Origin of the sequence: Pseudomonas donghuensis (assembly GCF_000259195.1) — a bacterium.
Taxonomy (GTDB): Bacteria; Pseudomonadota; Gammaproteobacteria; order Pseudomonadales; family Pseudomonadaceae; genus Aquipseudomonas; species Aquipseudomonas donghuensis.
Genome location: NZ_JH650761.1, coordinates 231,615 through 250,898, shown reverse-complemented (window position 1 = coordinate 250,898; position 19,284 = coordinate 231,615). Strand labels below are relative to the sequence as shown.

The window sequence follows — 19,284 nt, the reverse complement described above, 5'->3', positions numbered from 1 at the left end:
GACCGGGGGCCCCCCGCCATGAACGAAATGGCCGCCACCGTACAAGAGGTCGCACGTAACGCCGAGGAAGCCTCGGAAGCGGCGGTGATGGCCGATCAGCAGGCCCGCGAAGGTGATCGAGTGGTCGGCGAAGCCATCGCCCAGATCGAGCGCCTGGCCAGCGAGGTCAACCACTCCAGCGAAGCCATGGGCCAGCTCAAGGCCGAAAGCGACAAGATCGGCAGCGTGCTCGATGTGATCAAGTCAGTCGCCCAGCAAACCAACCTGCTCGCCCTCAACGCCGCCATCGAAGCTGCCCGCGCCGGGGAAGCCGGGCGTGGCTTTGCCGTGGTCGCCGATGAAGTACGCAGCCTGGCACAACGCACCCAGCAGTCCACCGAAGAGATCGAACAGTTGATCGCCGGCCTGCAGAACGGCACCCAGCAGGTTGCCACGGTAATGGACGCCAGCCGCGGCCTGACCGACAGCAGCGTCGAGCTGACTCGCCGCGCCGGCACCTCGCTGGAAACCATCACCCGCACCGTGTCGTCGATCCAGGCGATGAACCAGCAGATCGCTGCGGCAGCCGAGCAGCAAAGCGCGGTGGCCGAAGAAATCAACCGTAGCGTGATGAACGTGCGAGATGTGTCGGACCAGACATCGGCCGCCAGTGAAGAGACGGCGGCGTCGAGCGTTGAGCTGGCGCGGTTGGGGACGCATCTGCAGACGCTGGTCGGCAAGTTCCAGCTGTAGAAAGCATCGCGGGGCAAGCCCGCTCCTACCGGTCTGGTGGGAGCGGGCTTGCCCCGCGATGGGGCCCTAAAGCACCTGCCGCAAAAACGCCTGGGCGCGCAGGTCCTTGGGCGAGGTGAAGAACGCCTCCGGCGGCGAATCTTCCAGCAGCTTGCCGTGATCGAAGAACAGCACCCGATCCGCCACTTCCCGGGCAAAGCCCATTTCGTGGGTGACGCAAACCATGGTCATGCCTTCCAGGGCCAGGGTTTTCATCACATCCAGCACTTCGCCGACCATTTCCGGGTCGAGCGCCGATGTCGGCTCATCGAACAGCATCACCTTGGGGTCCATGGCCAGGGCCCGGGCGATCGCCACCCGTTGCTGCTGACCGCCGGACAGGCGTGACGGGTACTCGTTGGCCTTCTGGCCAATCCCGACCTTCTCCAGCAACGCCCGGGCCTTGGCCTCGCGCTCGACCTTGCCACGCTTGCGCACGACCTTCTGCGCCAGGCACAGGTTCTCCAGCACGGTCATGTGCGGGAACAGGTTGAAATGCTGGAACACCATGCCCACTTCACGGCGGTAGGCGTTGACGTCGGTCTTCGGGTCGGCCAGCTGCAGGCCATCGATGGCCACGGTGCCTTCATCGAACGACTCCAGGCCATTGAGGCAGCGCAGGAAAGTCGACTTGCCCGAGCCCGAAGGGCCAAGTACCACCAGCACTTCGCCCTTGGCCACGTTGGTGCTGACGTGATCGACCGCACGCACCACCTGCCCGCGGGTATCGAAGACTTTTACCAGGTCACGGACTTCAATCACTTTGCGCAAGCCTCCGCTCAAGCCGGCTGGCCATGTGCGACAGCGGCAGGTTGATCAACAGGTACAGACCGGCGACGCAGAACCAGATCTCGAACGTCGAGAACGAGGTGGTGATCGCCTCGCGACCGCTTTTGGTCAGTTCGGTGATGGCGATCACCGAGACCAGCGAGGTGTCCTTGACCAGGCTGATGAACTGCCCGGCCAGCGGCGGCAGCACGCGCTTGAAGGCTTGCGGCAGCACCACATGGCGCATCGACTGACCGGCGCTCAGGCCCAGCGAACGGGCGGCTTCACCCTGGCCCTTGGCGATCGACTGCACACCGGCGCGGACGATCTCGGCGACATAAGCGCCGGTGAACAGCGCCAGCGCCGCCACCCCGGCAAACTCCCGGGACAGGTTGAGCACAGTGCCGATGAAGAAGTAAAAGATGAAAATCTGTACCAGCAACGGCGTGCCGCGCACCAGCTCGACGTAGACCGTCGACAGGTCACGCAGGGTCGGGTTGTTCGACAGCCGGCAAAGCCCGGCAAACAGGCCGATCAGCAGCCCCAGCACGCCGGAGGCGATCGAGATCCATACGGTGGTCCACAGGCCCCAGGCCAACGGCCCGGCAGCCCAGTGATGGGTAACGCCGATCAGGTCGCCTTCGGCCACATCGTCGCCGCGCGACAGCTGCACGCTGGCCTGCTCGACCTCGAAGACCTGCTCGCCACCGCTCTCGTCACGTACGGTGACGCTGGCCATGTCGCCTTTGCTGACGATGGCTTCGATGGTGCCGTTTTCGCTGACGCGTTGGGCGACTTCAGCCTGGTAGGCGAAATACTGCGGCACCCGGTTCCAGCGCCACTCGTAGGAAATCATCGAGGTCGCGTAATACAGGCTGACCGCCAGGCCGATCAGGACCAGCGCGGTCAGCCCGTGCCAGGGCCACTGGGCTTTCTTGTGTTTGATCACGTGAGGGTACTTCCGTAAAAGCGAACGCGCAGGGCCAGCCTGCGCGTCGGGTTTCAAGCCAGGCGTGGTGCCTCGGCCTTATTCCATGTCCTTGAGCCAGGCGGTGTCCTTGAACCACTTGTCGTGGATTCGATCGTAGGTACCGTCGTGCTTGATCTGGTGCAGGAAGTTGTTGATGAAGTTCAGGCTGTCGTAATCGCCCTTCTTCAGGCCGAAGGCCAACGGTTCGAAGGTGAACGGCTTGTCGAGGAACAGCAGCTTGCCGGCGCCGGCCTTGTTCACCGCCACGACGTTGTATGGGGCGTCGTAGACAAAGGCATCGGCCTTGCCGTTGACCACGTCCATCACCGCTTCCTGCTCGTTGTCGTAGCCGTGGTACTTGGCCTTGCCGATCAGTTTCTTGGCGACCATCTCACCGGTGGTGCCAAGCTTGGAGGTCAGGCGGTACTTCTCGTTGTTCAGGTCTTTGTAGGACTTGATCTCTTCAGCCAGTTCCTTGCGAATCAGCAGGGTCTGGCCGACCACGATGAAAGGCTCGCTGAAGTTCAGCTTGAGGTTGCGTTCCTGGGTCAGGGTCATGCCGCTGCCGATCATGTCGAACTTGTCGGTCATCAGCGCCGGGATAATGCCGTCGTAGGCGGTGGAGACCATCTCCAGCTTGACGCCCATGGACTTGGCCATGGCCTTGAGGATATCGACCTCGAAGCCGATGATCTCACCGCGCTTGTTGGTCATCTGGAACGGCATGTAGGTAGGGTCCATGCCGACACGCAGGGTGCCGCGCTTGACCGCGTCATCGATGGCACCGGCCGCCTGCGCGGCACTTACCGCAACCAGCGCCGTGACGCCGACCAGCAGCATCGACAGATACTTCTTAATCATCACCAGATCCCCTAGCAGGAAAGCTCGAATTTTATTGTTGGCGCGAACCGTCCTATTCAGACGGGTGCGAGATATTCGGGGAGGGATGCTAACGCATGAACGGCACGGTACATATAGCCGAAGACGACTTTGTTACCCATTGATCCCAGAAAAAACATCGCCGGCAACGCCGGCTCCCACAAGGTCAGTTGTGCATACAACCCTGTGGGAGCCGGCGTTGCCGGCGATTGCTTGAGCCGATCAGGCGATCAGGCACTGGCCAGCGAAGGCTGTACGGCAGGCTCCGGATGCAGGGGCAGCAGCGGCGAGTGCGGGTCGTTGGCGATCGACTGACGCCAGACGCCCAGCCAGGCCTCGTTCTGCTCATCCCAGACAGCTGTGTGCAGACGTGCCAGGGCGACCGGGTCGCTGAGCAGGGCCAGACGGGTATTGCCATCCAGACCGCTCGGGCCGCCGTCCAGGGCCTTGGCGATACGTTCGGCTCGCAGCGCTTCGATTGGCGCCGCGACGCCGTGACGGGCTGTGGCCAAGGCGCAGGCCAGGGCGTTCTGCTGCGGGTCGACCACGGCACGGACGAAGCCGTCGTGCATGGCGTGCCAGCGGTTCTCGTGGGTGTACTGGTCGGTGGCCAGCAGCTCATGAGGCGTGGCGTATTCCTCGGGAATCAGGAACAGACTCTCGTCCTTGGCACGCAGGCCCAGGTGCACACGGCTGGAGATCACCGACACCGGGATCGACAGCATCAGCGAACCGACGATCGGCACCAGCCACCACAAAAAGCTCGGGTTCAGCCAGGCCACCAGCAGCGCCCAAGCCACACCCAACAGGGTTTGCGGGCCATGGCGGCGTACCGCTTCACTCCACGGGGTGGAGTCATCGTCACGTTGCGGCGAGTTCCAGGTCGCGGCCCAGCCGAGGAACGCGGCAAGCACGAAGCGGGTGTGGAAGATCATCCGCACTGGCGCCAGGAGCATGGAGAAGAGCATCTCCAGCAGCATCGACAGGGTGACCTTGAAGCGCCCGCCAAACTCTTTCGCACCCTTGGCCCAGATCAGGATGACACTGAGCAGCTTGGGCAGGAACAGCAGCACGATAGTGGTGGAGAACAGCGCGATGGCCTTCTCCGGGTGCCACTGCGGCCACAGCGGGTAGAGCTGGCGTGGTTCGAGGAAGTACTGCGGCTCCATCAGGGTATTGGTCGCCAGCAACGCGGTCGACAATACCAGGAAGAAGAACCACAACGGTGCCGACAGGTACGACATCACCCCGGTGAGGAACACCGCACGGTGCACCGGGTGCATGCCTTTCACCAGGAACAGGCGGAAGTTCATCAGGTTGCCGTGGCACCAGCGCCGGTCGCGCTTGAGCTCATCGAGCAGGTTCGGCGGCAGTTCTTCGTAGCTGCCCGGCAGGTCGTAGGCAATCCACACGCCCCAGCCAGCCCGACGCATCAGCGCCGCTTCAACGAAGTCGTGGGAAAGGATCGCACCGGCAAACGCGCCCTTGCCCGGCAACGGCGCCAGGGCGCAGTGCTCGATGAAGGGCTTCATGCGGATGATCGCGTTGTGGCCCCAGTAGTGCGACTCACCAAGCTGCCAGAAGTGCAGGCCAGCGGTGAACAGTGGACCGTAGACGCGGGTGGCGAACTGCTGCATGCGCGCATACAGGGTATCCATGCCCGAGGCTTTCGGCGCGGTCTGGATGATCCCTGCGTCCGGGTTGGCCTCCATCAGGCGCACCAGGCTGGTCAGGCATTCGCCACTCATCACGCTGTCGGCGTCGAGCACCACCATGTAGCGGTAATCGCCACCCCAGCGACGGCAGAAGTCGTCGAGGTTGCCGCTCTTGCGTTTGACCCGGCGGCGACGGCGACGGTAGAAGATCCGCCCGAAGCCCTTGGACTCGCGGCAGACTTCCAGCCAGGCCTGTTGCTCGGCCACGGCGATGTCGGTGTCGTTGGTGTCGCTGAGCACGAAGAAGTCGAAACGGTCGAGGTCACCGGTTGCGGCCACCGACTCGAAAGTCGCCCGCAGGCCAGCGAATACCCGCGGCACGTCTTCGTTGCAGATCGGCATGACGATCGCAGTGCGAGCACCGGCTTCGATCGGCTCGTTGCCGGCACTGCTGCCGGAGATCCGGTACTTGTCACGCCCGGTAAGCAACTCCAGAAAGCCCATCAGCGCGGTCCAGAAACCCGCCGAGACCCAGCAGAAGAGGATACCGAAAAGGACCAGGATGCTGGTCTGCAGCGCATACGGCCAGACTTGCGTGGCGGTTTGCAGCAGCGGTTGGTGCATGACTTCGGCGAGGTCGACGAACGACCAGCCCTGGTACGGCAGGATGCCTTTCATGTACCAGCCGGCGACGATGGTCTGACCGAGCATCAGCGCCAACAGGATGTAGCGGCGCATCGAGCCGACCCAGCGCCAACGGGCCTTGGGCAGCTCACGTTTTTCCGGCGCCGGCGCGTTGGTGCGGCCGGTCAGGCGGCGCCAGGCGCGGATCAGGATGTTGGTGCGCCACGGCTCGGGGATTACCCGGGTGCGACGGATCGGCGGCGTGGCCTTCAGGCACACTCGGCCGCTACCGTCCACCGCAAGCATCTCGGCGTCTTGCAGGTCTTCGGCGCAGGTCACGTGCAGGCGCTCGCCCACCGAGGCCTGGACGGCCTCGGCAGCTTCGACGCCCGGCTGGGCAGACAGGCGCTGATGCAACTCGCTGAACGAGGAGCAGCGGGCGAGTTCCGCGCGTTGCTCGTCGCTCAGGGGCAGGTGGGCCAGATACTCGCTGAGCGATTCTGGCCGGGTATGGGCATTACTCATCGGCAGGCAACTGATAGCTCCAGGTCTCGGTCAGCACCTGTTCGGTGGTGGCCGGTGCCCCGGTGGTGGACGCCGCATCGGCGGCAGGTTGCTCGGCAGGCTTGTCGGCCTTGGCCTGTTTGGCCGCAGCTTTGTCCTGCTTGCTTGGTTTGGCAGGCTTGGCCGGTTCGACCGGAACATCACGCAGCAGCGCGGCGCGCATTTCCACGGACTTGCTCGGGTCCTTGACCTTCAACCGCAGGGTCAGGCGCCAGCCTTTGATTTGCGGGTTGTAACGCAGGTTGTTCTCGACCACTTCGGCATTGTCGCCGACGCTGATCTGGCTACGCACTGCGGTGTCTTCCGGCAGTTTGCTCAGCACCGGGCCTTCGAAGTCGACCAGGAAGGCCACGCTGCCGTCAGGCTGACGGATCAGGTTGGACTGCTTGACGTCACCGGTCGAGCGCAGGGTCTGCTTGACCCAGCCCAGGTTCGGCGAGTGCAGGTTGGACTCGTCGATGGTCCAGTGCAGGCGGTAGGCGTATTCGAACGGGGTGCCTGGCTCCGGCAGTTTCTCCGGGCTCCAGAAGGCCACGATATTGTCGTTGGTTTCATCGGCGGTCGGGATCTCGACCAGATCGACGGTACCCTTGCCCCAGTCACCGACCGGCTCGATCCAGGCACTTGGACGCTTCTGGTAGTTGTCGTCGAGGTCTTCGAACTGGCTGAAGTCACGCTGGCGTTGCAGCAGGCCAAAACCACGCGGGTTCTCGACGCTGAAGTTGCTCACGGCCAGGTGTTTCGGGTTGTTCAGCGGGCGCCACAGCCACTCGCCGTTACCGGCATGGATCGACAGGCCTTCGGAGTCGTGCAGGGCCGGACGGTAGTTGAGCACCTTGGATGGCTGGTTGCCACCGAACAGGAACATGCTGGTCAGCGGGGCGACACCCAGGCGGCTGACGCGGTCACGCAGGAACATCTTGGACTGCACGTCGACAATGGTGTCGCTGCCCGGACGCAGGGTCAGGCGGTAGGCGCCGGTGGAGCGCGGCGAATCGAGCAGCGCATAGATCACCAGCTGCTTGTCGGTCGGCTTTGGACGCTCGACCCAGAACTCGGTGAACCGCGGGAATTCTTCGCCAGACGGCAACGCAGTGTCGATGGCCAGGCCACGGGCAGACAGGCCATACACATGGCCCTTGCCGACCACGCGGAAATAGCTGGCGCCAAGCAGGGTCATGATTTCATCCTGCTTGTCGGCCTTGTTGATCGGGTACAGCACGCGGAAACCGGCGTAGCCCAGTTTTTCGGTGGCCTTGGCGTCGAACTGCAGGTCACCGAAATCGAAACGGCTCGGGTCGTACTTGATCTCTTTCACCGCCTTGGGGGTGATTTCGTTGATCTTGACCGGCGTGTCGAAATGCATGCCCTGGTGGTAGAAGGACAGCTTGAACGGCGTCTTGTCCTTGGCCCACTCGGCCTTTTCGTTGAGGAAGCGGATCTTCTGGTAGTCCGCGTACTTCATTTCGCGGAACACCGCCGGCAGATTGCTTTTTGGCGCCTCGTACTTCTGCCCGGCAAGATCCTTCGCCTTGGCCGCGACATCGTCAAGGTTGAACGCCCAGAGCTGGCCTGCGCCGAGCAGGCTTACCAGCGTTGCGCCTGCCAACAGGGCCTTGCGCAGCCGAATGCCGGGAGTTCTTGGTGCATTACAGGGACTTACAATCACGAGCAACCCTCGCCGAAAACAGATCATAAAACCAACGGCCAGCGACATATGCCAGGTTGGCGAGCACTGTTCGGACTCCGAAAGGGCACAATGATTCCCCAAACGGTTCCGGACAGTCTCAAGTCAGAGTGAAACGAACCCACGAACGCAGGCCCACATAGCGCGCGATTATCCAGCAGGCCGCGTTACAACGCATCAGGCTGAACAAACTATTTATGCAACCAAACCCCTTGTTTTCCCGCAAACAGGGGTTTTTTGCCATCATATTTGTAACATAAATGTTACCGGGCCATCATTGACCAGGTGCACCTGCATGTCAGCTCCGAACTGACCACTGGCAACCGTCGCGTGCTGGACCTGGGCCTGGGCCAACATATAGTCGAAAAGCTCGGCGCCCAGCGCTGGCGGCGCAGCCGTGGAAAAACTCGGGCGCAGGCCGTTCTGGGTATCGGCGGCCAGGGTGAACTGCGACACCAGCAGCAGGCCGCCGCCAATATCCTTGAGCGACAGGTTCATCTTGCCCTGGGGATCGCTGAACACCCGGTAGTTGAGTAGCTTGTGCAGCAGCTTGTCGGCATGTGCGCGGGTATCGCCGGGCTCGACCGCGACCAGCACCAGCAGGCCCTGGTCGATGGCCCCGACGGTTTTGCCCTCGACATCCACCCGCGCGCCACGCACGCGTTGCAGCAAACCCTTCATGCTTCTTCCAGGGGCAGGTCGAGCAGGCGCCGGGCCATTTGGTCGGCGGCACGCACCAGGGCATCGGTAATGCCCGGCTCGGAGGCCGCGTGACCGGCGTCGCGAATCACCTTCAGCTCACTGTTCGGCCAGGCCTGGTGCAGTTCCCAGGCGTTGTCCAGCGGGCAGATCACGTCGTAGCGACCATGCACGATCACCGCCGGCAGGTGGGCGATCTTGGGCATGTCGCGGATCAACTGGTCCGGCTCAAGGAACGCATTGTTGGTGAAGTAGTGGCATTCGATACGGGCAATCGACAGTGCACGCTGCGGCTCGGAGAAACGGTCGACCACCAGCGGGTTGGGCCGCAGGGTCGCGGTACGTCCTTCCCAGGTCGACCAGGCCTTGGCCGCATGCATCTGGGCAATCTGGTCGTTGCCGGTCAGGCGCTTGTGGAAGGCCTTGACCAGGTCGTCGCGTTCTTCGGCCGGAATCGGTGCGATGTAGTCCTGCCAGTAATCGGGGAACAGGCGGCTGGCGCCGGCCTGATAGAACCATTCGATCTCTTGTGCACGGCACAGGAAGATGCCGCGCAGGATCAGGCCATGCACCCGCTCGGGGTGGGTCTGGGCATAGGCCAGGGCCAGGGTAGAGCCCCAGGAGCCGCCGAACAGCACCCACTTCTCGATCCCCAGGTGCTTGCGAATGCGTTCCAGGTCTTCGACCAGGTGCCAGGTGGTGTTGTTTTCCAGGCTGGCATGCGGGGTCGAACGACCGCAGCCGCGCTGGTCGAAGGTGATGATGCGGTACTGGTTGGGATTGAAGTAGCAGCGGCTCTGGGCATCGCAGCCGGCACCCGGGCCGCCATGGATGAACACCACCGGCAGACCTTCCGGCGAACCGCTCTCATCGACATACAGCACATGCGGTGCTTCCACGGCCAGATCGTGCCGGGCGTAGGGTTTGATCTGCGGGTACAAGGTCTGCATTACGCACTCCGTGTGGGAATTATTCTGCCGTTGGGCATCATAAACCTGAATTGCGCTTAGAGCATGTACCTGTGATGGCTTTGAGGGCCCTATCGCTGGCAAGCCAGCTCCCACAGGTTCGATACACCCTGCGGGAGCTGGCTTGCCAGCGATGAGGTCACCCCCGGCTCAAGCCTGGTAGCGCTCCTTGCCCCACGCCAGCACCGTCTCCAGCAATTGCTGTAACACCACCTGCGTCGGCGCGGCCAGATCCTCGCGGTACTTGAACGGCTCGACCTCTTCCATATAGGTGCTTTGCGCCAGCTCCAACTGCACCGCATGAATGTCGTTGGCCGGGTCACCGTAGTGACGGGTGATATGCCCACCCTTGAAGCGACCATTGAGCACATGGCTGTACTGCTCAAACTTTGCGCAAACGCCCTGCAGCCGCTCAGCCAGCTGCGAGTCGCAACTGGCGCCGTTGAAGGTGCCGAGGTTGAAGTCCGGTAGCTTGCCCTCGAACAGGTGCGGGATGTGCGAGCGGATCGAGTGGGCATCCCACAGCAAGGCATAGCCAAACTGCTCGCGCAGGCGCGCCAGCTCATTGCCGATAGTGTCGTGGTACGGCCGCCAGATCGCTTCCAGGTACCCCGCGCGTTCCTGCGCCGACGGCGCCTGGCCGTCCTTGAACAACGGCTCGCCCTCGAACAGGGTCGCCGGGTAGAGGCCGGTAGTGGCACCGACATACAGCGGCTTGTCGTCGTCTGGGCGGTTCAGGTCGATGACGAAACGCGAATACTCGGCCGCGACCACACTGGCACCCAAGCCACGGGCGAAGTCGTACAGTTGCGGAATATGCCAGTCGGTATCCGGCAGGCTTTGCGCAGGCTCGACCAAGCCCTGCTGCACCGCAGGCGTCAGGCGCAAACCGGCGTGGGGCATGCTGATCAGCAGCGGCAACGTGCCCTGGTGAAAACTCAGTACCTTGTCCATACGGCCTCTCTCAATTGAAAATTTCATGGCCCAGGCGCACCACCCGCTTGGGCAGTTCGCCGCCCAGCCAGTAAGCCAGGTCGGCCGGTCGTTCGATCTGCCAGGCGACGAAGTCGGCCACCTTGCCGACTTCCAGCGAACCATGGCTATCGCCCAGGCCCAGGGCCGTGGCCGCGTGCAGGGTGACACCGGCCAAGGCTTCTTCCGGGGTCATGCGGAACAGGGTACAGGCCATGTTCAGCATCAGGCGCAGCGACAGCGCCGGCGAAGTGCCAGGGTTGAGGTCGCTGGCAATGGCGATCTTCACCCCATGCTTGCGCAGGGCATCCATTGGCGGCAACTGGGTTTCACGCAGGAAGTAGAAGGCACCGGGCAGCAGCACCGCCACGGTACCGGCCGCCGCCATGGCGATGGCGTCGTCTTCAGTCATGAACTCCAGGTGATCGGCTGACAACGCCTGGTAGCGCGCCGCCAGGCTGGAACCGGCCAAGGACGACAGTTGCTCGGCATGCAGCTTGACCGGCAGGCCCAGCTCCCGGGCCTTGATAAACACCCGCTCGACCTGGGCCGGAGAGAACGCCAGGTACTCGCAGAAAGCATCCACCGCGTCGACCAGGCCCTCGGCGGCCAGGGCCGGGAGCATTTGGTCGCAGATGTGGCTGATGTAGTCGTCTGCGCGATCCTTGTATTCCGGCGGCAAGGCATGGGCGGCCAGGCAGGTGCTGCGCACGGTCAGTGGCAGCTCCTCGCCCAGGCGGCGAATGACCTTGAGCAGCTTGCGCTCGCTGGCCAGGTCCAGGCCGTAGCCGGACTTGATTTCCAGGGTGGTGACGCCATCGCGCATCAGCGCCTGCACGCGCTGGCGGGCGCTGGCGAACAGTTCGTCCTCGCTGGCCGCGCGGGTTGCCCGCACAGTGCTGGCGATACCGCCGCCCTGGGCGGCGATCTCGGCATAGCTGACGCCTTGCAGGCGCTGCTCGAACTCACCGCTGCGGTTGCCGCCAAACACCGTGTGGGTGTGGCAGTCGATCAAACCCGGTGTGACCCAGGCGCCGCCCAGGTCCACGGTTCTGTCAGCGACCAGGGCCGGCAGTTGCTGGCGCGGGCCGATCCACTCGATATGACCGGCGCTGGTGACCATCGCCGCATCCTCGATGATCGAGTAAACGCCTTGCGCCATGCTTGCCACATGGCAGTGCTGCCAGAGGGTTTTCATCCAGAGTCTCCTTGATCAGAGTTGAGAAGGTTCCTGCACCAGCGGCTGCTCGACGGCAACCACCTGTGGCTTGCACCAGAGTTTGTACGCCACCACCAGGAACAGCACCCAGACCACGCCCACCAACAACGCTGCCTGCGTATCCGGGAAGTAGCCGAGTACGCCGAAAACGAACAGCATGAAAGCAATCGCCGCCGCCGGGCCATAAGGCCAGAACGGTACCGGGAATTTCAGCTGGGCGACTTCTTCGCGGCTCATGCTGCGGCGCATGGCAACCTGGGTCACCAGGATCATCAGCCAGACCCACACGGTAGCAAAGGTCGCAATCGAGGCGATCAGCAGGAACACGTTTTCCGGGATCAGGTAGTTGAGCACCACACCGCCGAGCAACGCCGCGCCCATGACCAGTACGGTCATCCACGGCACACCGTGACGGGAGATCTTGGCAAAGCCCTTAGGCGCCTGCCCTTGCTGGGCCAGGCCGTACATCATGCGCCCGGCGCCGAAGATGTCGCTGTTGATCGCCGAGACGGCAGCGGAAATCACCACGATGTTGAGCACGGTCGCCGCCGAACCGATCCCCAGATTGCTGAAGATCTGCACGAACGGGCTGCCCTGGCTGCCAATCTGCGGCCACGGGTACAGGCACATCAGCACGAACAGGGTCAGCACATAGAACAGCAGGATGCGCATCGGCACGGCGTTGATTGCCTTGGGGAGAACGCGCTGCGGGTCCTTGGCCTCACCGGCGGTGATACCGATGATCTCGATACCGCCGAAGGCAAACATCACCACGGCAAACGAGGCGATCAGGCCGCCAATGCCATTGGGCATGAAGCCGCCATGCTCGAACAGGTTGCTGATACCCACGGCGTTATCGGCACCGGCATTGCTCAGGCCGAAGGCCATGATGCCGAAACCGGCCAGGATCATCGCGACGATGGCACCGACCTTGAGCAGCGACAGCCAGAATTCCATCTCGCCGAACACCTTGACGTTGCACAGGTTCAGGCCGCCGATCAGAAAGACGATGCCCAACACCCAGATCCAGCGTGCCACTTCTGGGAACCAGAACCCCATATAGATGCCGAAGGCGGTGACGTCGGCCAGGCAAACGATGATCATTTCAAAGGCATAAGTCCAGCCGAGGATGAACCCCGACATCGGCCCCAGATACGTGCTGGCGTAGTGGCCGAACGAGCCGGATACCGGGTTGTGCACGGCCATTTCGCCCAACGCGCGCATGACCATGAACACTGCCGCGCCACCGATCAGATAAGCCAGCAGCACCGCAGGCCCGGCCATCTGGATGGCCGAGGCCGAACCGTAGAACAACCCGGTGCCAATCGCTGACCCCAGCGCCATGAAACGAATGTGTCGCGCGGTTAGCCCGCGCTTGAGTCCTTGAGCTTGAGATTGCATTTTCGCGTCCTGTTCTTGTTGTAGGCGAAAAGCGGCACGGACCCGAGGGTCCGTGCGGCAGGCGGCTGGCCAGGCAGGCCAGCCCGAGGGGTCACAGGCTAGGCAGGACCTTGGCCGGCAGCAGGCCGGTCAGGCGCCCAGCGGCCAGCAGGGCGATGGCCGCCTCGATGTCCGGGGCGAAGAAGCGGTCTTTCTCGTAGAAGGCGACCTTGCTGCGCAGGGTTTGACGCGCCTGCTCCAGTTTTGGCGAAGTCTTCAGGCCTTCGCGCAGGTCCAGGCCCTGACAGGCGGCCAGCCATTCAACGGCGAGGATGCCGCGCACGTTGTCGCTCATTTCCCACAGACGCTTGCCGGCAGCCGGGGCCATCGACACGTGGTCTTCCTGGTTGGCCGACGTCGGCAGGCTGTCGACACTGTGCGGATGGGCCAGGGCCTTGTTCTCGCTGGCCAGCGCAGCTGCGGTGACCTGGGCGATCATGAAGCCGGAGTTGACCCCGCCATTGGCCACCAGGAACGGCGGCAGCTGGGACATGTGCTTGTCCATCATCAGCGAGATGCGGCGCTCGCTCAGCGAACCGATCTCGGCGATGGCCAGGGCCATGTTGTCGGCGGCCATGGCCACGGGCTCGGCGTGGAAGTTACCACCGGAGATCACATCACCTTCGGCGGCGAACACCAGCGGGTTGTCGGACACGGCGTTGGCTTCGATCACCAGCACTTCGGCGGCCTGGCGGAACTGGGTCAGGCAGGCGCCCATGACCTGTGGCTGGCAGCGCAGCGAGTACGGGTCCTGGACCTTGCCGCAGTTCTCGTGGGAGGCGGAGACTTCGCTGCCGTCACCCAGCAGGTCGCGGTAGCAGGCGGCGGCGTCGATCTGGCCGCGCTGGCCACGGGCTTCGTGAATACGCGCATCGAACGGCGAACGCGAACCCAGCACCGCTTCGACGGTCAGGCCACCGACCGACATGGCCGCGGCGAACAGGTCTTCGCCTTCGAACAGGCCGCGCAGGGCAAAGGCGGTGGACGCCTGAGTGCCGTTGAGCAGCGCCAGGCCCTCTTTGGCCGCCAGGGTCAGCGGCTCAAGGCCGGCAACCGCCAGGGCCTCGGTGGCCGACAGCCATTGGCCGTTGTGGCGCGCCTTGCCTTCACCCAGCAGTACCAGCGACATGTGCGCCAGCGGCGCGAGGTCGCCGGAAGCGCCGACCGAACCCTTGAGCGGGATGTGCGGATAGACTTCGGCGTTGATCAGCGCGATCAGGGCGTCGATCACCTTGCGGCGGATGCCGGAAAAACCACGGCTCAGGCTGTTGACCTTGAGCACCATGATCAGACGCACCAAGGCATCGTCAATCGGCTGGCCGACGCCTGCGGCGTGGGACAGCACCAGCGAACGCTGGAGGTTTTCCAGGTCGTGGCTGGCGATACGGGTCGAGGCCAGCAGGCCGAAACCGGTGTTGATGCCGTAGGCGGTGCGGTTTTCCGCGAGGATCTGCTCGACACAGGCGACGCTGGCGTCGATCTGCTGGTCGGCGCTGGAATCCAGCGTGAGTTTTACCGGCTGCTGGTAGATCGCACGCAGCTGAGCCAAGGTCAGGGTGCCGGGCTTCAGGGTCAATTCAGTCACGTTAATGCTCCGTACTCGTGAGGCGTATGCGCCTGCATAGATATCAGTATCAACCATTTACCGCAGATCAGCCTGTGATCATCGGCAGGTTCAAGCCTTGTTCCTTGGCGCAGTCGATGGCGATCTGATAACCGGCATCGGCGTGACGCATGACACCGGTACCCGGGTCGTTGGTCAGTACGCGGGCGATCCGCTCGGCAGCCTCGTCGGTACCGTCGCAGACGATGACCATGCCCGAGTGCTGGGAGAAGCCCATGCCCACGCCACCACCGTGGTGCAAGGACACCCAGGTCGCGCCGCTGGCGGTGTTGAGCAGGGCGTTGAGCAGTGGCCAGTCGGAGACGGCATCGGAGCCATCCTGCATCGATTCGGTTTCACGGTTCGGGCTGGATACCGAGCCGGAGTCCAGGTGGTCGCGGCCGATGACGATCGGTGCCGACAGCTCACCGCGGCGGACCATTTCGTTGAATGCCAGGCCCAGCTTGGCGCGCTGGCCCAGGCCGACCCAGCAGATACGTGCTGGCAGGCCCTGGAAGCTGATGCGCTCGCGGGCCATGTCCAGCCAGTTGTGCAGGTGGGCGTCGTCCGGGATCAGTTCCTTGACCTTGGCGTCGGTCTTGTAGATGTCTTCGGCGTTGCCCGACAGCGCTGCCCAGCGGAACGGGCCGATACCACGGCAGAACAGCGGACGGATGTAGGCCGGTACGAAGCCCGGGAAGTCGAAGGCATTGGTCACGCCCTCTTCCTTGGCCATCTGGCGGATGTTGTTGCCGTAGTCGAAGGTCGGCACGCCCTGCTTCTGGAACTCGAGCATGGCTTTGACGTGTACGGCCATCGATTGCTTGGCGGCCTTGACCACGGCTGCCGGTTCGGTCTGCGCACGCTCGCGGTACTGCTCCCAGGTCCAGCCGGCCGGCAGGTAACCGTTGAGCGGGTCGTGGGCGCTGGTCTGGTCAGTGACCATGTCCGGGCGCACGCCACGCTTGATCAGCTCAGGCAGGATTTCGGCGGCGTTGCCCAGCAGGGCGATGGAAATGGCCTTGCCTTCGGCGGTGTACTTGGCGATGCGCGCCAGGGCGTCGTCCAGATCCTTGGCTTGCTCGTCGACATAACGGCTGCTCAGGCGGAAGTCGATGCGACTCTGCTGGCATTCGATGTTCAGCGAGCAGGCACCGGCCAGGGTCGCCGCCAGAGGCTGGGCGCCGCCCATGCCACCCAGGCCTGCGGTCAGCACCCACTTGCCCTTGAGGCTGCCGTTGTAGTGCTGGCGACCGGCTTCGACGAAGGTTTCGTAGGTGCCCTGGACGATGCCCTGGCTGCCGATGTAGATCCAGCTACCGGCGGTCATCTGGCCGTACATGGCTAGGCCCTTGGCATCCAGTTCGTTGAAGTGTTCCCAGTTGGCCCAGTGCGGTACCAGGTTGGAGTTGGCGATCAGTACGCGCGGGGCGTTGCTGTGGGTCTTGAACACGCCGACCGGCTTGCCGGATTGCACCAGCAGGGTCTCGTCGTCGTTCAGGTTGGTCAGGCTCTCGACGATCTTGTCGTAGCACTCCCAGTTACGCGCGGCACGGCCGATACCACCGTACACCACCAGCTCTTTCGGGTTCTCGGCCACTTCCGGGTCGAGGTTGTTCATCAGCATGCGCAACGGTGCTTCGGTCAGCCAGCTTTTGGCGGTCAGCTTGTTGCCGCGCGCTGCGCGGATTTCGACGTCACGGTATTTCTTGAAGTTGTTGTCAGTCACGGAAATGGCTCCTCAGCGATCGGTCCAGAGCAACCCAGGCATTGGGTGGGTCATGGCACTTATACAAACACATCTTTACTTGTATGTACAAGCATAGGCAATTGAAATGCCAACTCCTCTCCTGGGTGCTTTCGCGGCGCTAATGCAGGCGCTAGAGCCCCGCAGCACGTGGGCTGTAGCGAGATAAAAAAATTTGAGCCGATGAGTGGTCGAACAACGTGGAGCCGTGGCGTTGCACCACTTTGGGTCAATCGGTAACAGCCCCGGCCGAACCGCTCAGCCGAGGCGTAACAACTTCAGCGAGGGCTCAGCTCGATCAGGCAGCAACGACCCTGGAGGTTCAAGGTCTGCAGGCTATCGGTACCGTCAAGGCGCAAGCAGTCATAACGTCCGAGCACATGCTCACCCTGCCCGTCCAGCGCCACCTCGACCTGCGAGGCTGCCGCAAACAGCAGCAAGGTCGTCGCCGAACTGAACACCCGCTGGCTGCCATCGAGCCACTGCAGGCGCGCGCGGTAACGCTCGGGGGAATAGATCAGATTGAAATCGCGAATCGAACCGCCGAGCAGGCTGCAACTGACCTGACTCTCGCCCCTGAAGGCAAAGGCATCGAACGGCAACAGCGGGCGCGTCGGCTGACCATCAACCTGCAGGCGCATGCCCTCACCCTCAAGCACGGTGATAATCCGCTGATAACCGGCAAAGCTGGAAAAGCCACCGGACTCGGCGATATCGGCAATCGATAGACGCCAACCGAAACCCTCCAGGCCTGCGCCGGCATCGCGGGTGATTTCTTCGGTGCTGCCGCCGCCGTTCTTCCATGGCATGCGGGGGTAGTCTTTGGCGCGTAAAATCTGCAACTGGCTCATTTGCTGAAGCGTCCTTCCAGACGATGACGGGATCCGGGATGAATCAGACGAGCGGCAGTCACTGGCTGGCGCCCCGACCAGGTACGGCGGCGGATCAGCAGGCACGGCTCGCCTTGTTCGATTTGCAGCAGGCGGCATTCTTCCGGCTCGGCGAGGATCGCTTCGACCACGTGCTCGCCTTCGGTCAGCGGCGCGACCTGGGACAAATAGGCGTAGGGCGTCTGCCGGGTGAAGTCCTGCTTGAGGTAATCGGGTGCCACCGCGGCGTTGACGAAGCGGTCTTCGATTTGCACGGCAACGCCGTTCTCGTAATGCACGATCAGCGAGTGGAACACCCGCTGGCCTTCACGCATGTCCAGGGCCAGGGCGCGCTCGGAACCGGCGGCCTCTTCGGCCAGGACAATCACCTGGCACGTGTGCTGGTGCCCGCGGGCGGCGATCTCGTCGGCAATGTTGTTGACCTCGAACAGCGCCGAGCGGCTCTTGGGTTCGGCAACAAAGGTGCCGACGCCCTGCATGCGCACCAGCAGGCCTTCAGCAGTCAGCTCGCGCAGGGCGCGGTTGATGGTCATGCGACTGAAGCCCAGCTGGTTGACCAGCTCGCTTTCAGACGGCACCCGGTGATGCGGCGGCCAGCTGCCATTCTGGATCTGCTGGGCGATCATTTGTTTGACCCGGGCGTACAGCGGCGCCGGACCCTCGCCCATCTGGGCAACCAGCGCGGAGACAGGAGGTGTCGGCACGGAAAATATCCTTGTTCGATTGAATGAACGGTAGCTTGCCGGAGTTTACCCAGCAGGCAAACGTCTGTATATGTATATACAAATAATCACAATGAGGTGCCGTGCCGATGTCCGTCTTCTTTGCCGAACGTGCTTTGCTGCCTACGGGCTGGGCCGAAAACGTCCGAATCGAGGTCGGCGCTGATGGCCTGCTGACCAGCCTCCAAGCCAACGCCTCGGCCGAAAACGCCGAACGCCTGGCCGGTCCGCTGTTGCCGGGCATGCCCAACCTGCACTCGCACGCCTTCCAGCGCGCCATGGCCGGGCTCGCGGAAGTGGCCGGCAACCCTAACGACAGCTTCTGGACCTGGCGCGAACTGATGTATCGCCTGGTCGGCAAGATCAGCCCTGAACAGCTGCAGGTCATCGCCCGCCAGCTGTACATCGAGATGCTCAAGGCCGGCTACACCTCGGTTGCCGAATTCCACTACGTTCACCACGACACCCAGGGCCAGGCTTACGCCGACCCGGCGGAGCTATCCCTGCGCATCAGCGCGGCGGCGCGCGCCAGCGGCATCGGCCTGACCCTGCTGCCGGTGCTGTACAGCCACTCCGGCTTTGGCGGGCAAGCCCCGAACGAAGGCCAGCGGCGTTTTATCAACAGCACCGAACAGTATCTGAACCTGCAGGCGCGCCTGGCGCCGCTGCTGGCCGAGCAGCCCGCGCAGGCCCTGGGCCTGTGCTTCCATTCCCTGCGTGCGGTGACGCCGGAACAGATTGCCCAGGTCCTGGCCGCCAGCGACAAGGCCTGCCCGGTGCACATCCATATCGCCGAGCAGCAGAAGGAAGTCGACGATTGCCTGGCCTGGAGCGGTCGCCGGCCATTGCAGTGGCTCTATGAGAACACCGAAGTCGATCAGCGCTGGTGCCTGGTCCATGCCACCCATGCCGAACCCGACGAAGTCGAACTGATGGCCCGCAGCCGCGCGGTCGCCGGCCTGTGCCTGACCACCGAAGCGAACCTGGGCGACGGGATCTTCCCGGCGGTGGACTACCTGGCCCGCGGCGGGCGCCTGGGGATCGGCTCGGACAGCCATGTGTCGCTGAGCGTGGTCGAGGAGCTGCGCTGGCTGGAATATGGCCAG

16 protein-coding genes are annotated in these 19,284 nt (G+C 63.4%); 2 read left to right on the top strand and 14 right to left on the bottom strand.

Annotated elements, in window-relative coordinates:
* The coding region (locus UW3_RS29415; protein ID WP_237716736.1) for a methyl-accepting chemotaxis protein at positions 1-732 on the top strand (732 nt) is incomplete at its 5' end.
* A gap of 66 nt (positions 733-798) precedes the next feature.
* On the opposite strand, the gene UW3_RS0110260 is transcribed toward UW3_RS29415, so the two are convergent.
* The 14 genes from UW3_RS0110260 to hutC form a co-directional block, all read right to left on the bottom strand.
* The gene (locus UW3_RS0110260; RefSeq protein WP_010222327.1) at positions 799-1,533 is read right to left on the bottom strand and encodes an amino acid ABC transporter ATP-binding protein; all 735 of its coding nucleotides are present in this window, start codon (positions 1,531-1,533) and stop codon (positions 799-801) included.
* On the bottom strand, positions 1,526-2,488 hold the full coding sequence (locus tag UW3_RS0110255) for an amino acid ABC transporter permease (protein ID WP_010222325.1): 963 nt from the start codon (positions 2,486-2,488) through the stop codon (positions 1,526-1,528). The genes UW3_RS0110260 and UW3_RS0110255 overlap by 8 nt, the downstream gene beginning before the upstream one ends.
* Before the next feature lie 78 nt (positions 2,489-2,566).
* Positions 2,567-3,367 (bottom strand): transporter substrate-binding domain-containing protein, encoded by an 801-nt coding sequence (locus UW3_RS0110250; RefSeq protein ID WP_162471126.1) that lies wholly within the window; start codon positions 3,365-3,367, stop codon positions 2,567-2,569.
* Between the two features lie 251 nt (positions 3,368-3,618).
* The gene (mdoH, locus tag UW3_RS0110245; RefSeq protein ID WP_010222323.1) at positions 3,619-6,192 is read right to left on the bottom strand and encodes a glucans biosynthesis glucosyltransferase MdoH; all 2,574 of its coding nucleotides are present in this window, start codon (positions 6,190-6,192) and stop codon (positions 3,619-3,621) included.
* Entirely contained in the window at positions 6,185-7,900 is a 1,716-nt protein-coding gene (locus tag UW3_RS0110240; protein ID WP_010222322.1) for a glucan biosynthesis protein G, read from the bottom strand. The genes mdoH and UW3_RS0110240 overlap by 8 nt, the downstream gene beginning before the upstream one ends.
* A gap of 261 nt (positions 7,901-8,161) precedes the next feature.
* Positions 8,162-8,599, bottom strand: coding sequence for a D-aminoacyl-tRNA deacylase (dtd, locus tag UW3_RS0110235; protein ID WP_010222321.1), 438 nt, complete (start codon positions 8,597-8,599; stop codon positions 8,162-8,164).
* Positions 8,596-9,567 (bottom strand): prolyl aminopeptidase, encoded by a 972-nt coding sequence (gene pip / locus UW3_RS0110230; protein ID WP_010222320.1) that lies wholly within the window; start codon positions 9,565-9,567, stop codon positions 8,596-8,598. The genes dtd and pip overlap by 4 nt, the downstream gene beginning before the upstream one ends.
* A 168-nt stretch (positions 9,568-9,735) precedes the next feature.
* Positions 9,736-10,539, bottom strand: coding sequence for an N-formylglutamate deformylase (gene hutG / locus UW3_RS0110225; RefSeq protein WP_010222319.1), 804 nt, complete (start codon positions 10,537-10,539; stop codon positions 9,736-9,738).
* 10 nt (positions 10,540-10,549) lie between these two features.
* Positions 10,550-11,755: an imidazolonepropionase gene (hutI, locus tag UW3_RS0110220; protein WP_010222318.1), complete on the bottom strand. Its 1,206-nt coding sequence runs from the start codon at positions 11,753-11,755 to the stop codon at positions 10,550-10,552.
* A gap of 15 nt (positions 11,756-11,770) precedes the next feature.
* A complete protein-coding gene (locus tag UW3_RS0110215) occupies positions 11,771-13,177 on the bottom strand; it encodes an amino acid permease (RefSeq protein ID WP_010222317.1) in 1,407 nt (468 codons plus the stop codon).
* A 91-nt stretch (positions 13,178-13,268) separates the two neighbouring features.
* Positions 13,269-14,801 carry a histidine ammonia-lyase gene (gene hutH / locus UW3_RS0110210; RefSeq protein WP_010222316.1) on the bottom strand — a complete coding sequence of 511 codons (1,533 nt, stop codon included), beginning with the start codon at positions 14,799-14,801 and terminating at the stop codon, positions 13,269-13,271.
* Positions 14,802-14,868: 67 nt separating this feature from the next.
* Positions 14,869-16,548, bottom strand: coding sequence for a urocanate hydratase (hutU, locus tag UW3_RS0110205; protein WP_010222315.1), 1,680 nt, complete (start codon positions 16,546-16,548; stop codon positions 14,869-14,871).
* 296 nt (positions 16,549-16,844) lie between these two features.
* A complete protein-coding gene (locus UW3_RS0110200; protein ID WP_010222314.1) occupies positions 16,845-17,417 on the bottom strand; it encodes a HutD/Ves family protein in 573 nt (190 codons plus the stop codon).
* On the bottom strand, positions 17,414-18,124 hold the full coding sequence (gene hutC / locus UW3_RS0110195; protein WP_174242316.1) for a histidine utilization repressor: 711 nt from the start codon (positions 18,122-18,124) through the stop codon (positions 17,414-17,416). Before hutC ends, UW3_RS0110200 begins: the two co-directional genes overlap by 4 nt.
* Before the next feature lie 143 nt (positions 18,125-18,267).
* Here hutC and UW3_RS26790 point away from each other — a divergent pair.
* Positions 18,268-19,284, top strand: a 1,017-nt coding sequence (locus UW3_RS26790; RefSeq protein ID WP_010222312.1) for a formimidoylglutamate deiminase, incomplete at its 3' end; no start/stop codon positions are given.

Excerpts from the sequence above, each read along its gene's own strand:
- mdoH (WP_010222323.1), bottom strand. The coding sequence starts at position 6,192 with ATGAGTAATGCCCATACCCGGCCAGAATCGCTCAGCGAGTATCTGGCC.
- dtd (WP_010222321.1), bottom strand. The coding sequence starts at position 8,599 with ATGAAGGGTTTGCTGCAACGCGTGCGTGGCGCGCGGGTGGATGTCGAG.
- pip (WP_010222320.1), bottom strand. The coding sequence starts at position 9,567 with ATGCAGACCTTGTACCCGCAGATCAAACCCTACGCCCGGCACGATCTG.
- hutG (WP_010222319.1), bottom strand. The coding sequence starts at position 10,539 with ATGGACAAGGTACTGAGTTTTCACCAGGGCACGTTGCCGCTGCTGATC.
- hutI (WP_010222318.1), bottom strand. The coding sequence starts at position 11,755 with ATGAAAACCCTCTGGCAGCACTGCCATGTGGCAAGCATGGCGCAAGGC.
- UW3_RS0110215 (WP_010222317.1), bottom strand. The coding sequence starts at position 13,177 with ATGCAATCTCAAGCTCAAGGACTCAAGCGCGGGCTAACCGCGCGACAC.
- UW3_RS0110200 (WP_010222314.1), bottom strand. The coding sequence starts at position 17,417 with ATGAGCCAGTTGCAGATTTTACGCGCCAAAGACTACCCCCGCATGCCA.
- hutC (WP_174242316.1), bottom strand. The coding sequence starts at position 18,124 with ATGGGCGAGGGTCCGGCGCCGCTGTACGCCCGGGTCAAACAAATGATC.